Source organism: Haloplanus sp. HW8-1 (genome assembly GCF_023703795.1).
GTDB classification, from domain to species: Archaea; Halobacteriota; Halobacteria; order Halobacteriales; family Haloferacaceae; genus Haloplanus; species Haloplanus pelagicus.
On the sequence record NZ_CP098518.1, the window covers coordinates 2225057 to 2240134 of the forward strand.

The window sequence follows — 15078 nt, forward strand, 5'->3', positions numbered from 1 at the left end:
CACATCGATGGTCACGGTTTCGTTCGATGCCGGGCGATACGTCGAGTACTACCTCGGCAACGCGCCCAGCCTCTCGACGCTCCTGGTCGCCAACGGCGCCGCCTTCCTCGTCGGCGTCAGTTTCTACGTCCACTCCACGCCCCGTTCGCTCGCCGACGTCCCGACTTTCCTCTATCCGCTCTTCGCGGACTCTCCGACCGCGCTCGCGCTGGTGACGCTCTCGCTCGCGACACTCCTCCCGACCCTCGGCCGCCGTCGCGTCCGGGACGCCCCCTCCAATACCCCGCTCATCTATCTCCACACCTTCGCGTTCGTCTGGCTCGTCAAGTACGGCCTCTGGACCGTCGTCGCGCTCAACCTCCACCCCGACCAGTACCTCGGCTTCGCCGGCGCCGCGCTCTGGGACTACTGGGGCATCGTCCTCACGCACCTGCTTTTCGTCGCCGAGGCGCTCGTCATTCCCTACTACGGGCGGACGACCGATCGGGCGCTGAAGGTCGCCCTCGGGGCCCTCCTTCTCAACGACGTCTTCGACTACGCGCTCGGCTACCACCCGCCGCTCCGGTACGACCCCGGCATCCCGCTCGTCCTCGCGACCCTGCTCCTGTCGCTGGGTGCCGTGGCCGCCGCCCACCGGCTGTTCGACCGCCCCGAGCGGTTCGACCCGCTGGCGCCCGGTGACCACGGATGACCGACTGGAAGGCCGTCCTCCGTGCCGACCCCGTGATGGCCGACCTGATCGCGACCTACGGCGATCGGCGGCTCCGTCCGGCCGAAAACCAGTTTCGCCGTCTCGTCGTGAGCATCGTCAATCAGCAGCTATCGACGGCGAGCGCCGCGGCGATCCGCGAACGGGTCTTCGACCGGCTGGGCGAGGTGACGCCCGCGACGGTACTCGCCGCCGACCGCGACACGCTCCGGGACGCCGGGCTCTCGGGGACCAAGGTCGACTACCTCCGGAACGCCGCCACGGCCTTCCGCGAGCGTGACCTCACCCGCGAGGGCCTCGCCGACTACGACGACGAGGCCGTGATCGACGAACTCACGACGATCACGGGTGTCGGGCGGTGGACCGCGGAGATGTACCTGCTCTTCGTCCTGGGGCGCGAGGACGTCCTTCCGCTCGGTGACCTCGCCGTCCGGCGGGGACTCGAGGACCTCTACGGCTGTGCATCGCGGCCGGCGATGCGGGCTGTCGCCGACGACTGGCGCCCGTATCGCTCCTACGGCACCCTGTACGTCTGGGCACACTACGAGGACTCACCGTAGGCGCGGTCGAGGGGATCCTCCAGTTCGCCCATCACCGCCTCGAGCGCGTCCGTCGCGGTCAGGAGGCCGACGACGTCGCCGTCCCTGACGACCAGCGCGAGTTCCTGATCCTGGGTCTGGAACTGATCGAAGGCGTCGCTGACGTTCGTCTCCGCCGCGAGCGTCATCGGCGGCGCCGCGATGTCCTCGAAGCTCCGCTCGCCGCGTTCGAGCGCCGCCATGTGTGTCAGCACCGACGGCGTGTAGACGATCCCTCTGAAGTCCGTGGCGTCCTCGCCGACCAGCGGGAAGCGCGTGTGTGGCGTCTCCCGAATCGTCGCCAGGTTCTCCTCGACCGACGCCGCCGTCGACAGCGCGACCACCGCGTCCGCGTCGGTCATGATCTCCGCGACCGCCATCTCGTCGACCGCGAGCGCGTTGAGGACCTCCTCCCGTCGCTCGTCGGGGAGGTCGCCCTCGTCGAGTAGGGAGCCGAGGCGGTTCCGGAGGTCCGCACGCGACTCGATCACCTCCTCCTCGGTTTCGAGCCACGCCCCCGACATCTCGACCCCGAACAGGGACAGGGTCGCCTTTGCGACGCTGTCGCCCACCCGCATGATCGGCGAGATGAGCCACGCGAACCAGTACAGCGGTCGAGCGCCGTACCGACAGACGAACTTCGAGCGCTCGACGCCGAGATACGTCGGCGTCTGCTCGCCGTGGGTCAGATGCAGGAGGTTGATGATCGCGTACGCGATCAGCGCTCCCGCGCCGATGCCTGCGAGCGCGCTCCCGGCGAAGACGGGTTCGAACAGCGCCGCCAGCGCCGGTTCGGCGACGATCCCGACCGCGATGCTGGTGGCGGTGATCCCCACCTGACAGCTCGTGAGGTAGATCTCGAGATCCTGGGTCATCTCCCACGCCCGGCGCAGGGCGGGCGTGTCGAACTCCGATTCGGGGTACTGGCGTACCCGGGTCAGCGCGAATTCGACGGCGACGAAAAAGCCGTTCGCCAGGATGAGAAGCACGCCTGCGACGAGACGCAGGCCGACTTCGAACGGGGTCATCGCTCCCGACTTTCGGAACGAGCCGGAAAAGACTACTCCTCCAGCAACTCGCCGTCGCCGCGTTCCTCGTCGTCCGACCGGCGGCGCACGTCGACGCGGTAGTGTTCCAGGACGTCACGCCCGAGCAACAGGGGGTAGTCCATGTGGCTGCGGTCCTCGACGCTCGCGGTGACGGTGTGCTGGGTGCCGCCGATGCCGATGACCAGGTCGACCACCGGCCGGGCCTTTCCGGACTTGACGCTCCCCGACTTCACCCGGGTCATGCTCTTGATCGGTCCCGCGCCGATTTCGGCCGCGAGGCCGGTGTCGATGCTCGTCCGCGTCGCCCCGGTGTCGGATTTGGCCTTCACCTGCGTCGAGCCGCTCGTGCCGCTGACGATGACGTCCTCGATGTAGCCGATGACCGGGAGGTCCTCCTGTTCCGGGGGCGTGATCCGTGGCTTGCAGGCCGGCGTCGAGTCGTCGAGGGTAGCCGCCAGCGTCTCGACGCGCCCGTCGTCGACCTCCCCACCGGCGCGTTCGATGGCCAGTTTCGCCACGTACGGCGCGGGGCTCGTTCCCGTCGCCCGGTACAGTCCCTTGAACCCCGCCGTGGGGTTGACTTCGAGGACGAACCAGCCGTCCTCGCCTTCGATCAGGTCGACGCCGGCGTAATCGAGTCCCATCACCTCGGTCGTGTACAGTGCCGTCTCTGCCGCCGTCTCGGGCAGGTCGTCGCCCGCGTCGGCCACGTCGCCCCCGAGAGCGACGTTCGTCCGCCAGTCCCCCTCCGGCGCGTAGCGGTACATGGCGCCGACGATCTCGTCGTCGACGACGTACACCCGGAGATCGCGGTGGCTGCTCTCGTCGCGTTCCACGAGTTCCTGGAGGAACGCCTGCCTGTTGCCGACCCGCGGGTTGACGGGTTCGGTCAGGTCCACCTTCCAGGTGCCGCCGCCGTGGGTGCCGATGGCCGTCTTGTAGACGCCGATGTCGCCGAACCGGTCCCGACCGCCGTTGAGGCTGTCGTTCGACAGCGCCAGGAAGGCGTCCGGGACGCGGACGTTCCAGTCCGCGAGCGTCGCCGCCGTCGCGAACTTGTGTATCGCCGTCAGCACCGCGTCCGGTTCGTTCAGCATCGGCCGGATGCGGTTGAACGTCGTCGCCAGCCCCAGCAACTCGGCCGGGTCGCCCGTCGTCGAGAGCAGGAGGCGGTTCGCGACCACGTCCACGTCCGGTTCGACCGTCACCTCGCTGTCCTCGATGGTGACGGTCGTGTTCTCCCGCCGCAGCCACACCGGGTCGTGGCCGAGGTCCTCGACCGCGTTCAGAATCGCCTTCGTCTCCTTGCTGTTGTGGAGCGATAACACCCCAACACTGACGCCGTCCTGCGTGTCGTCGGTCATGAATCGGTATTCCGGAGCGGCGGCAAAAGGCGTGCCGGTCGGCTACTCGCGGAGGTAGAGCCGCTTGGTTCGGTCGGCGATCCGCTCGACCTGTGTCCGCCGCTGTTCGCCGAGTTCCGACTGGGCGTCGGCGACGACGCTCAACTGGTCGACTAGCGACGACAACTCGTCGCGGACCTCCCCGTAGGCGTCGTCGTCGACCGGGTGGCGGTCGACGAAGTCGTGGAGTTCCTCCGCACGGGTGAGACACACGTCCGCCCCCTCGGTTCGTGCGGCCGAGAGGTGTTCGGTGAGCGAGACGGCGAGATAGGAGTCGCTCTCCTTCGACTCGCTGTCGGTCGATCCACCTCCGTCGCGGCCGGTCGCCCCGTCGTCGGGAAGTTCCGACAGTCCCCGACGGGCCGCCTCCCGTTCGGCGCTGTAGGTGGCCTCCTCGCTCACGGTCGCGAACGTGTCGGCGATCCGCTCGCGGAGGTCGGACGAGACGCCGCTCCGGCCGATCCGGCGGAGTCGGTCCAGGGCGGCCTCGCGCTCCCCCGAGTAGTCCGCCTCGGTGGCCAGCCAGCAGTAGGTGCCCACGACCGTCCCCGCCGCCGCCGAGTCCGTCTCGTAGAGGTCGGCCAGTCGGTCCCGTGCCAGTTCGCGCTCCGCCTCGTGGGTGGCGTCCCGGGCGACGTCTGCGAGCGTCTGGAGGATCTCGCGGCGTTCCGCCTCGTCGGCCCGGTCGTACCGTTCCGCCAGCCGTTCGATGGCGTCCCGTCTGTCGTCGCCGTACGTCGATTCGAGTGCCTGGGTTCGCAGTTCGGTGACGATGTCGGTCATGACAACTCCGTTCGGCTCTCGCCGGCGTTTCGGTGCTGTATCATCGCTGATGGATCCTAAGTGTCTTGTGGGCGTCGCTCACTGCTCTTCCCCGCAGGCGGGACAGAACCCCGCAGTCGCCGGAATCTCGGTCCCACAGTAGATGCAAAAGGCCGAGTCGTCGTCGGTTCCCGACGGGTCCGGGTTCGGCTCGGGCGCCGGATCGGGCTCCGTCGGTTCCGGATCACCCACCGCCGACTCCACGTGTTCGCCGCCGACGGTCGCGTCGTCGAGGACGCTGTCCTCGATGTCGGTCTCCCCGCTCCCACCGACCTCGGAGTCCTTGACGACGCTGTCGTCGACGACGGTTCGCCCGCCTTCGCCCTCGCCGCCGGCACCGATCGTCGACCCGTCGACGATGCTGTCGTCGACCGTGGTGCTCCGGTCGTGTACCTCCGTGCTGTCGTCGACGACGGTGGTGCTCCGATCGACGTCCTTGCGCTGGTCTCCGACGACCACGTCGCCGTCCGATTCGACCGACTCGACGGCGTCCTCCGCGGCCGAGACGGCGTCGTCGACCAGGCCGCCGATGCCGTCGCCCCCGCCGTCGTCGGCCGACGTCGGGGTCGTCGCGCCGTCCCGTCCCTCGGCCGACGCTCCGTCGGCGCAGGCCGGACACTCCGCTCCGCTGTACACCTCGTTGTGTCGGTCGCAGTAGGGCATCGGTCAGTCCTCCTCGCCTCCGCCGTCGATGTCGGAGCGGTTGACGACGCTGTCCTCGACGGTGGTGCTCTCGTCGTGGATCTCCGTACTCCGATCGACCGCCGTCGTGCTCTCGTCAACGCGTTTCTCCTGGTCGCCGGCGACCACGTCACCCTCGACGGTGATCTCCGTTCCCCCGCCGATCGATCCGACCCCCGCGTACCGGAACTCCTCGACGTCCGGCGGTTGCTTGCGCGTCCGCTCGATCATCGACGTGAACGTCTGCCGGACTCCCTCCCGCTGTCCGGCCGGGTCCGCGACGGTCCGCCAGGCCCGGCTGGCGACCTGTCCCGATCCGTGGTCCGACACGTCCGCGGGCACCAGAGCCGATCGCTCCCAGACGGCGTCCACGTCGAACACCCACGGGCCGACGGCATCGACGTCGTTGTTTGACCGGATGTGTTCGAGGAGGTCCGGCGTGAGAATCCCGACCCGGTCGGCGATCGTCAGCGACCCCTCGTCCGTGCGGATCTCGGGGTTGACCACCGCGACGTTCCGGCCGAGAGTCACGTCGTCGCGTGCGCTCACCGAGAAGGCAAAGAGATCCGACGCCTCGAGGATCCCCTCCGAACGCACGTCCCCGATCACGACCAGCGGGGCGTTCGCCCGGAGCGTCGTCTCCGCGGTCACCGCCCCGTAGACGACGGTCGGTTCCTCGACCGTCACGTGATCCCCGATCACGTCGCCGTACACCTGCACGGGTCGTGGCTCCCAGTCGTCCATCCGGGATCCCGGCGCCGTGACGTCGACTTGGCCCTCCGAGACGACCGATCCCACGATCCGTGCGCCGACCACTGGGGTCCCCTCCCCGTCGGCGCCCGAGTGGGCCGCCCCGCCGTGTTCGAGGCTCACGGCGCTGCGGCCGAACACGTCGCCGTGGATCTGAACTCCGTACTTGCAGTCGACCTCGTCGGCGTAGATACCCACGTCCTCCTGGGGGTTGTAGATGGAGCCTTTCTCTAGGGTGACCTGCCAGTTGAGCTGACGGTACGCGTTCTCGCGGGGCACGAGCGCCTCTTCGCAGGTCTGGTCGGCCCTGACCGTCGCGAAGTTCGTGTTGTCGGTCTCGATCTTATCCGAGGTGATCGCCCCTTTGGCCTCCTCAGGCATCCGCCGTCACCTCGCGTCGGTCCGTGGGTGTCTCGGAGCCCTCGTCTCTCTCCTGCCGACCGCCGTCGCGCAACTGGTACTCCTCCAGCGCGTCGACGAAGCGATCTAGCGTCTCGTCGCGCTGCCGGAGGACGTCCGGATCCGCGAACGCGCCATCCTGCCGGGCGAGTTGGTCGCGAACCTCGTCGCGTGTCACGTACTCCCTCACCGCGTCCGTCATGTCGCCGTACCGGTGGGTCGGATGCTCTTGGAGGTAGTTCACGTAGGGCTGGGTGCGACTGGGCGATCCGTTGGCGCTGTCCCGCGCCAGCACCGGGAGGACGCGAACCTCCTCCTGACCGTCTCGCTCGATGCCGACCACCCAGAACGGGACCGACACCGTCGTCGCCCCCGAGATACCGGGGATGGGCGTCTGGAGCGAATCGATGGTGTTGGCGGTCTTCTCGCGGTCGTCGAGGAAGTCGTTGATCGCCGTCAGGAACCCGTTGCGGCTCTCGATCACCGCGTCCAGACGACGATCGTACGCCCTCGCCGGCCCGTCGCTCAGTCGACTCGCGGTCGATGCCGTCACCGTCCGACGCTCCTCGACGCCGGCGAACTCCTCCTCCAACTGGTCGAACTGTTCGCGGTTGCCGGAGATGGCCCCAACGAAGCGGTCCTTCAGCCGGCGGATGCTGTCGCGGTAGTCCTCCAATACGTCGTTCCGGCGCCGCTGGAACTCCGCACGTTTTCGATCGACCTGCTCTTTGAGGTCGTCGACCAGGTCCTCCATCGCCTCGCGCTGGGCCGCCGCCTTCGTCTGTTCGATCCGCTCGAAGCCCTGTTCCAGTTGGTCGATGCGCTGTTCCAAGCTCCTGAGCTGTGCGTTCGTGTCCTCGATCGAACTCCGGAGACTGGAGATCTCCCCCTTGATACCGCTCGCGGCCGCCTCGCCGACCTCTCGTGCGCTCCGGCTGGTGAGCGAGACTTTCTCCGCCATTATCGCAGCCTCCGTTCGACCGTCCTGGCCGCCTCGTAGTCGGACCTGACCTGGTGGTAGTCGCGCTCGGCGCGTTCCTTGATCTGCTCGTACTGTGTCATATCGATCATCTTCTGCTCTTTGTTCTGTCTGACTTCCTCGGCGTCGCGTTCCAGATCTTCGGCGCTCTCCATGATCGGCTCGCGGAAGGCATAGTAGAGACTCCGCCACGTCTCTCCGAAGACGGCCCCGCTGTCCGGCACCCGCGCCGTCTCCACGTCGCCGTGGATCTCACAGTGCCCGCGTCCGGTCCCCAGATCGGGAAGGGTGTTGAACGCTCGTTTGAGCGACTCGGTGAGTTCGGGAATCTCCCGCTGGATGTCGTTACGGATCTTCTCCGTGAACTGCCCGTCGTACCCCTCGTCGAGGTCACGGTCGCTCAGCGCCGCGCCGAGACTCCCCGTCTCCGAACTGAGGATCTCGGACACCAGATCCAGCCGTCCGTCGATGTCCTCGACCCGCTCGGCGAGACACTCCGCACACACGTGTCGGTGGACGGCCGCCCCGACCGTCTCGCTGTACGCGTCGTAATGATCGGTCACCGCCTCCTCGTTCGTCTGAAGGCGTTCGGCGAACGCCGTCGCCTGCTCGTTGACGAACCGCCGCTGCTCGCGTGCCTGGGAGAGCAGGTCACCGCTCACCGCTTCTTGCTCGACGCCACGGATCTCGTCGACCGCCGCCTCGCTCTCGGCGGCCGACCGCCGGGTCGGCACGACCGGCAGGCCGTTCCCCTCCGTGAGGACGCCCCGCTCGGCGAACGTCCGAATGCTCTCGCTTTTCGCGTCGTTCGCGTGGACGTTCACCTCGACCACGTCGTGGGTGACGTCCGACGCGATGTCGGTCATCCCATCGATTCGGTCGAGTAGCGGCCGTTCGAGTTGGCCGTGTTCGGCCACGTCCGGCGCGAACTGCTCCGCGAACGACGGCGAGACGACCGACTCGCCGCCGAGTTCCGCGTCGTAGGTGTCGATCAGTTCTTCGAGGCACTCGCCCTCGCTCGTCAGTGCGTCGCCGTCGATGTTCGCGAGTTCCAGGCGCGTCTCCGGCGCCTGGTTGAGGCCGTCGAAGATCATGAACCGCTCTTGGTACGGGATCAGATAGAACGGGACCGTCACCTGCGAGACGAACGACACCTCGCCGTCGGGCTCGTTGTCCCGAATGTTGCGGCGGTTGGTCTCGATCCGCTCGATCGCCTCCTGATACTGCATGTATGCGTATCCGCCGCTCCCCGCGGCGAGCAACACGCCGAGGCCGATCAGCGGGAGCGAGGGACTCTGCCCCCCGACTGCCCCGAACACGAGGAGGAGGAGTCCGACTCCGACACCCCCCGCGCCGAGTAGTTTCATCCGCCGTTTTCGATCCTCCGCCTCGTCGATGGCATCTTCGTACTGTTTTCTCCGCTCGAAGAACTCCCCTGCCGCGTCGGCAAATGCCCGGGCGAGTACCTCGGTCCTGGCGACCCGATCGTCCACCGGTCCGTCGTCCCCGAGCATCCCCGGTGCCTGATAACTCATACGGTCGGAAATACTCTACCCGCTACATAAAATTGGGGCCCAAATCGGGGGTTCCCCGCGGGTCCGCCCGGGGATTGTGCCGATCGGCGGTCGACGGAGCGCGCCCTCCCCTCGGCCCGAAGGCATATACCACGTTCGGCCGGTAGACGGGGGTATGCAGGTTCAGGTTCTGGAGTTCCAGTACGAATCGACCAGCATCGACGAGATGGAGTCCCAGATCAACGCCTACCTCGACCACCACGACGTGAAAGACGTCCAGTTCTCCCGCTGGGAGGACACGATGGTCGCCTTCTTCGTCACCGAGGGATGATCCCCGCCCGACTCGATCAGGGGAACTCTTGGCCGCAGTCCATACAGAAGGCGTTGGAGTAGGGCTCCTCCGAGCCACAGTTCGGACAGACGATGATCTTCTCGGGGTCGTCGCCCCCACCCCCGCCCTGTGAGCCGCCTTGGGGCCCACCCTGTGGGTCGCCCTGTGAGCCGCCGTCGCCGCCGGGTCCGCCCTGTACGATGGTGGTGTCGCCGCCCGACGAGCCGCCGCCATCGCCGCCGACGATGACGTTGTCGGAGGTGTCCTCGGCCGCCGCCTCCGCCGTGTCGCCCATGCTGTCCATCGCCTTGTCGGTGGTCCGCTCCATGCGGTCCATCGACCCCTCCATCATGTCTTTCATCTCCTCGCGGAACTCCTTTTGATCCTCGACCCGCTCGCGTTCCTTCTCGGCCTTGTTGGCCTCCTGTCGGGCCTTCGCCAGTTCGTCGCTCTTCTGAGCCCCGAGCGAGTCGAGCTGGTCGGCGTCCAGGTTCTCCGCCTTGTCCATCTTCGCGATGTCGGCCATCTCCTCGTCCGTGTCGTCCAGGCTGGCGAGCGTCTGGGCGTCCACGTCGTCGCGAGCCTCGAGGCGTTCCTTCTCGACGTCGACCTCGTGGCTCTCCTTCTCCATCTCCATCTCCTGTTTGCGCTCCTTCTTGTCGAGCTTCTGCTCGTCTTTCTTCCGCTTGAGATCCATCAGATCCTCGATCTCGGAGACGTCCTGCTCGTGCTCCTGCTCCCGCTCTTTCATCTCCTGCTCGTGGTAGATGTCCTCGCGCTCGACCTCGGATTCGGTTCGGGTGGTCTTGACGTCCTCCTCGTGTTCGACGTCCTCCCGTTCGGCCTTGTGGCCGTGGCGGCGGCGCTTGTCCTTGAGGTCCTGTCGCTGTTCGAGTTCCTGCTCCTCTAAGGTGTGGTCGGCGCTCATCTCCGCCGACTCCCGGCGGACGCGCTGTTTCTCCCCGTGGACCTTGTCTTCGGTCTTTCGCTCCGTGCTCCGACGATCCAGTTGGCTCTCGCGGTCCCTGATATCCTCTTTGTCCTCGCGGATGTCGACCTCCTTGCGACCCTGGCGGATCTCCTCACGGTCGTCGTCGTAGTCGAAGGAGATCAGTTCGACGAGTTCGAGTCCGTTGCTCTCGAGGACCGACCGACACTGCTGTTCGATCTCCCGAGCGACCCGACGCTTGACCTCCCGACTCCCGTAGAGGTCTTGGTGGTCGTACTCGGAGATGGTCGTCTCGAGGGCGTTCCGGATCGCACGCCCGAGCAACTCGTTGAACGTGCCGGTGGTCAGTACGTCGCGGTCGGCCATCATCGACCGGAAGAACGTTTCGGGGTCGTGCATCGCCACGTCGAGTTCGACGGTGACGTCGACGAGATAGTCGCTCGCCGTCCGCACGTCGTCGAACGACCGGGCGACCGTGGTGCGACCCTCCTGAACCAGCACGACGGTGAGGTTGTGACTGGATCGGAGCTCCCGGATCTGTTTCCCGAGGCTGTCGAGTTTGTGTTTGCCGGCATCGAGCGTCTCGACGAGTTTCCCGTTGCGGAGCAACAGCGCCCGGTTGCCCGCCTCGATCTCCACGTCCTTCCGCCGGCTGAGCGTGGCGAGCAAGCCGTCGCCGTCGAGCGCCTCGCCGTCGACGCGTTTGGCGAACTCGTCGCCGGCCAGACGCCAACTTCCGTCCCCGGCGCCGGAGCCCGACCCCTGCTGGCCGCCGGTACTGGTGAGGTCCTGGCCACAGTTGGCACAGAACTGGGCGTCGATCGGCAACGATTCACGACAGTTGGGACAGTTCGTCGACAGCGACTCCCCACAGTTCGGACAGAAGTCGCCGTCGGACGGCACACTTCCACTACAGTTCGGGCATGTCGAAGGCATTCGTTGTGTCTCCTGTCGGCTCCCGAACATACGCCGCGTCCCCCATGGCGCGCTCGGCGAACCTCGTTATCGGGAAACATGATACGAGGACTGGAATAAATGTTGTCCCGGTCACGGCGACTGGTCCCTCCGACCGTTTACCCCGACGGTGTGGGTTTTTCGCGTCGACGCCGGTCCCGACCGCCAGACTATCCATCTGATAGACATGTCGACCGGGCAAAGATTGAAGGTGGTCGATTCGCAGGCTGGCAGTATGGTAGTTCCACAGATACTGTCGGTTGTGCTGTACGGGGCGGCAGTCGCGGGGGATCACCCGGATATCGACGCGCCGGAGAACCTCTCAAAGTTCAGTGGATTCATCCGGATCGGTGCGATCATCCTCCTTCTTATCGGATTGGTCACGGCTCTAGGGAACCTCAGTGGGTCCGCGCTCGGGGCGACGGCCTTTGCCTTCCTGGTCGTCATGGTCCTCGGCCTGTACGACTATACGATCATGGCCAAGAAAAAGCGCAAAGCGGCCAAAGACACCGTCGCCAAGGCCGGAAAAGAGTATCTCGAAACCAAAAAGGAGGTCGAAAAGGGCCCCGACCAAGTGACGAACGTACAGGGAGACATGGTCGATCGGAAGGACCAGCAGACTCACGTCGACCGGAGTACCACCAACGTCGACACCATCGATCAGAGCACCACCCGCGTCGACCAGAGCAAGACCGTCAAGGATCAGCGCACGCAGGTCGAGGACAGCGTCGTCAACCGCTCCGACATCACCGCGTCGGCCGAGGGCGGTACCGAGCACGGCAACCGCGGCGGCCAGCCCCGAACCGAACAACGGGAACAGGGGGGTCACCAGCCCCAGAACGGCCGTCGGCCACAGGATGAGCCACAGGCGCCACACACGGATCAGGGAAACCAGCGGCCGGCCGACAACGGTCAGTCCGGCGGCGGTCGCCCCCGATCCGACCGGCACTCACAGAGCGAGCCCCGGCCCCAGGGCAGTCGCCAGGAGCAGGGGTCGGCGGAGACCGGAGGTTCGTCCGGCGGCGCCCAGTACTGCCCGAGCTGTGGGGAATCGGTCGACGCGAACTGGAACACGTGTATTAGCTGCGGCTCCGACCTCTGAGTCGGCGGCCGTCGGCCTACGGGATCGACGACGAGCAGTACGGGCAGTGTTCCGCCTTGCCGGGAATCTCCTCGCCGCAGTAGGGACAGAACTTCGTTTCGTCCCCGCCTCCTTCGCCGGTCCCGTCACCGGACCTCGGCTCTTGGCTTGCCGCTCGCTCGGCGCTCCCGCCGGCGGCGTCCGTGGCCGAGCGACCCCGCTCTTGCTGTGTCGTCCTCGGCTCGGTGTCCGCTGCGGTCCGTCCCTGCGCCGCCCGCTCCGGTTCGGGTTGCGTGCCGGTCTGGGCTCGATCGGGTTCCTGCCGCCGCTCGGATCGCTGCCGTTCGGCCGCCCGCCCACGGTCCGCCTCGCTGCCGGCCTCCGCCGGGGCGTCCGGTCCGCCAGCGACCGACCCTTCGCTCGCCTCGCCGGAGGACGGTGCGGCCTTGGACTCGAGCAGTTGATCGCGGGCGCGGTAGCCGAGGACCAGGCCGATCCCCGACACCACGACACCCCCGCCCGCCCCGCCCGACCCGGCCACGAGCGACCCGAGGACGGAGAGGACGAGCAGCCCCATTCCCGCGTACCACGCGTACGCGCTCCCTCGCCTGATCCACAGACCCATCCCGAGGTTCACCAGGGTGACGACACCGTAGACGCCCAGGACGGCAACGATCGTTTGCGAACCCATTGCCCCCATCCCGCCCGTCCCCCGACTCGCCTGACTCAGCATCCACCCCAGGACCGCCAGCACGACAATGGAGAGGACGCCCAGTGCGAGAAAGTAGTTCGACCACCACTTGTCCCACCGTCGAGTTGTCATACGATGCCCCTGATCGACTACCGACAAAAAAACTGCCGACTGTCGTGTCTTCAGGCTATCAGATAATGGCGGTCGGCGGGGAGCGAGGGTGTCGGATCCCGCCTAGCCGTCCCAGTGTTCGAGACTCGGATCGGTCCCTTCGAGGGCCGCTTCCAGGTGTTCCTGGCGGATGTGCCGTATCTCGTCGGTCTCGACGGCTTCCTGAAGCGCTTCGAGGGCGGCGTCGTTGGCGACGACCTCCAGGTCCCGCCCGGAGTACCCCTTGCTCAGCTGACGGATCCGGTTCCAGTCGATCTCGTCCGGGAGCGCCGGCCGATCCCGGAGGTGAACGCGGAGGATGGCCTCGCGCGCCGCCGCGTCCGGCGGCGGGACCTCGATGCGCTCCTGGAACCGGCTGGTCGCCGCGCCGTCGACCTCGTCCGGGATGTTGGTCGCCGTCACCGTGATGACGTCCTCGCCCCGCGTCTCGGTCAGTTCCGTCAGGAACTGGTTGACCATCTGGCGTTCGCTTTGGGTCTTCTGGGAGCCGCCGCTCCGGGACGGCATCAGCGCGTCCACCTCGTCGATGAAGATCAGGCAGGGCTGGTTGTCACGGGCGACGTCGTAGAGTTCGGAGACGTTGTCCGCCGCTTCCCCAACCAGCGAACTGGTGATGTCGTTGGGCTCGACGTCGACGAAGTTGTAGCCGAGTTTGCCGGCCAGCGCCCGCGTGATGTACGTCTTGCCGGTCCCCGGGGGCCCGTACAGCATGATGCCGTTGACTACCCCGAGGTCGTACTCTTCGTACAGATCCGACCGCTCCAGCGGATCGATCACCTTGTCCCGAAGCGTCCGCTTGAGATCGTGCATCCCCCCCACGTCCTCGAAGTCCGAGTCGGGCGGTGGCTCTAGGTACTCGCTGGCGTCCTCGACGGTCTCCGCCTCGGCCGCCGATCCGGCACCCTCGCTTCCGTCCGATCCGTCCGCACGCCCCACGGCGTCGCCGCGGTCCCCGTCCGCGGACCCGGCGTCCCTTCCCTCGGGACCACGCTCGTCGCCAGCGGGCTCCCCGTCCTCGAGGGTGCCCGAGTCGCGGAGCTTCTCGGCCACGTTCGCGAGGTTCTGCGCGAGGTCGCGCCGCTTTTTCGCCAACGAGTCGCTGGACTCGGTGTCGGCCAGTTCCGCCATCGTGTCGGCACACTGTTCGTAGTAGGCCGCCGCTTTCGTGGCCTCCCCCTCCGAACGAAGTTGGTCCGCCTTCGCGCGATACTCCTCGTACCGGTCTTCGAGGATGTCCCGCTGGATGCTGTCGTCCATACTCGGCTCGGACGGTCAGAGGCCGTGTTCGTTCATGTCGTCCTCGATGTCGATCTCTTCGCCCTCCTGGATGTCGACGGACGCCTCGACGTTGGCCGAGACACTGGAGGTGTCGTCCTCGATGTCGATCTCCTGCTCGTCGAGTTGACCCGCCTCCACCTCCTCGATGTCGCCCATCACGTCGTCGTCGTCGCTCATCGACATGTCGCTGGAGGTGAAGTTGAAGTCCAGACTCCCCTGGATCCGCTCCATCATGTCTACCTCCATGTCGAAGTCGACCATCTTCTCTTCCATCTTGGCCTCGAACTCCTCGACTTGGAGGTCCTCGTCCATCACGTCGTCGATGGCCAGGTCGGGATTTTTGCTGTTCTGTTGTTCCTGCAGCAGTTCGCGGGCACCATCGATGGAGAGGATGGTCCCGTATTTCATCGAGGTCTTCTGGTATTTTTTCTGTTTGAGCTGGTACTGCTTCTTCTGGTTTTTCGCCTTCTTCGCGAGGACCTGTTTGCGCATGTCGTCCTCGCCGGCTGCCTCCTTTACCAGCTTCTTGTACTTACTTCGGTGCTCCTCGATTTCGTCCTCGATACGGCTTCGCTGTCGCTCCAGTTTGATCTTGTCGCGTCGGAGGTCCTCGTCCGAGTAGACGTCGGTGCTCAACAGCGTCTGATCCGTCGTGCCGAACTTGTTTCTGACCCAGTTTCGAACTTCCATGGTTCGTGTTCCATCTCGTACCGTCATGATACTTTCTCCGCTCGATACC

Annotated in this window: 15 protein-coding genes; 4 read left to right on the forward strand and 11 right to left on the reverse strand. The window is 66.5% G+C overall.

Annotated elements, in window-relative coordinates; translation table 11 throughout:
• Positions 1-7 precede the first annotated feature (7 nt).
• Together NBT82_RS11840 and NBT82_RS11845 are read left to right on the forward strand one after the other, a co-directional pair.
• Complete coding sequence (locus NBT82_RS11840) at positions 8-691, forward strand: DUF1405 domain-containing protein (protein ID WP_251328323.1); 684 nt, start codon at positions 8-10, stop codon at positions 689-691.
• Positions 688-1269 (forward strand): DNA-3-methyladenine glycosylase family protein, encoded by a 582-nt coding sequence (locus NBT82_RS11845; protein WP_251328324.1) that lies wholly within the window; start codon positions 688-690, stop codon positions 1267-1269. The genes NBT82_RS11840 and NBT82_RS11845 overlap by 4 nt, the downstream gene beginning before the upstream one ends.
• Here the strand turns inward: NBT82_RS11845 and NBT82_RS11850 are convergent.
• The 7 genes from NBT82_RS11850 to NBT82_RS11880 all read right to left on the reverse strand — a co-directional run bounded on the left by NBT82_RS11850 (position 1251) and on the right by NBT82_RS11880 (position 8905).
• On the reverse strand, positions 1251-2315 hold the full coding sequence (locus NBT82_RS11850; protein WP_251328325.1) for a CNNM domain-containing protein: 1065 nt from the start codon (positions 2313-2315) through the stop codon (positions 1251-1253). The two genes, NBT82_RS11845 and NBT82_RS11850, sit on opposite strands and share 19 nt — an antisense overlap.
• 32 nt (positions 2316-2347) lie before the next feature.
• Positions 2348-3700: a putative ATP-dependent zinc protease gene (locus NBT82_RS11855; RefSeq protein WP_251328326.1), complete on the reverse strand. Its 1353-nt coding sequence runs from the start codon at positions 3698-3700 to the stop codon at positions 2348-2350.
• Positions 3701-3742: 42 nt separating this feature from the next.
• Positions 3743-4522, reverse strand: a complete 780-nt coding sequence (locus NBT82_RS11860; protein WP_251328327.1) for a hypothetical protein — start codon at positions 4520-4522, stop codon at positions 3743-3745.
• A 78-nt stretch (positions 4523-4600) separates the two neighbouring features.
• The gene (locus NBT82_RS11865) at positions 4601-5224 is read right to left on the reverse strand and encodes a zinc ribbon domain-containing protein (protein WP_251328328.1); all 624 of its coding nucleotides are present in this window, start codon (positions 5222-5224) and stop codon (positions 4601-4603) included.
• Positions 5225-5227: 3 nt separating this feature from the next.
• Positions 5228-6373 (reverse strand): hypothetical protein, encoded by a 1146-nt coding sequence (locus NBT82_RS11870; protein ID WP_251328329.1) that lies wholly within the window; start codon positions 6371-6373, stop codon positions 5228-5230.
• A complete protein-coding gene (locus NBT82_RS11875; RefSeq protein ID WP_251328330.1) occupies positions 6366-7352 on the reverse strand; it encodes a hypothetical protein in 987 nt (328 codons plus the stop codon). The genes NBT82_RS11870 and NBT82_RS11875 overlap by 8 nt, the downstream gene beginning before the upstream one ends.
• The gene (locus NBT82_RS11880) at positions 7352-8905 is read right to left on the reverse strand and encodes a hypothetical protein (RefSeq protein ID WP_251328331.1); all 1554 of its coding nucleotides are present in this window, start codon (positions 8903-8905) and stop codon (positions 7352-7354) included. The genes NBT82_RS11875 and NBT82_RS11880 overlap by 1 nt, the downstream gene beginning before the upstream one ends.
• 154 nt (positions 8906-9059) lie before the next feature.
• Between NBT82_RS11880 and NBT82_RS11885 the strand changes: the two genes are divergently transcribed.
• Entirely contained in the window at positions 9060-9215 is a 156-nt protein-coding gene (locus NBT82_RS11885; RefSeq protein WP_251328332.1) for a hypothetical protein, read from the forward strand.
• Between the two features lie 16 nt (positions 9216-9231).
• On the opposite strand, the gene NBT82_RS11890 is transcribed toward NBT82_RS11885, so the two are convergent.
• Complete coding sequence (locus NBT82_RS11890) at positions 9232-11130, reverse strand: double zinc ribbon domain-containing protein (protein WP_345780649.1); 1899 nt, start codon at positions 11128-11130, stop codon at positions 9232-9234.
• Positions 11131-11353: 223 nt separating this feature from the next.
• Here NBT82_RS11890 and NBT82_RS11895 point away from each other — a divergent pair, with 223 nt between their 5' ends.
• On the forward strand, positions 11354-12220 hold the full coding sequence (locus NBT82_RS11895; RefSeq protein ID WP_251328334.1) for a zinc ribbon domain-containing protein: 867 nt from the start codon (positions 11354-11356) through the stop codon (positions 12218-12220).
• A gap of 16 nt (positions 12221-12236) precedes the next feature.
• Here NBT82_RS11895 and NBT82_RS11900 read toward each other — a convergent pair whose 3' ends face one another.
• The 3 genes from NBT82_RS11900 to NBT82_RS11910 form a co-directional block, all read right to left on the reverse strand.
• On the reverse strand, positions 12237-13022 hold the full coding sequence (locus NBT82_RS11900; RefSeq protein WP_251328335.1) for a hypothetical protein: 786 nt from the start codon (positions 13020-13022) through the stop codon (positions 12237-12239).
• Positions 13023-13124: 102 nt separating this feature from the next.
• Positions 13125-14318, reverse strand: a complete 1194-nt coding sequence (locus NBT82_RS11905) for an ATP-binding protein (protein ID WP_251328336.1) — start codon at positions 14316-14318, stop codon at positions 13125-13127.
• 15 nt (positions 14319-14333) lie between these two features.
• Positions 14334-15029 carry a hypothetical protein gene (locus NBT82_RS11910; protein WP_251328337.1) on the reverse strand — a complete coding sequence of 232 codons (696 nt, stop codon included), beginning with the start codon at positions 15027-15029 and terminating at the stop codon, positions 14334-14336.
• Positions 15030-15078: the final 49 nt, after the last annotated feature.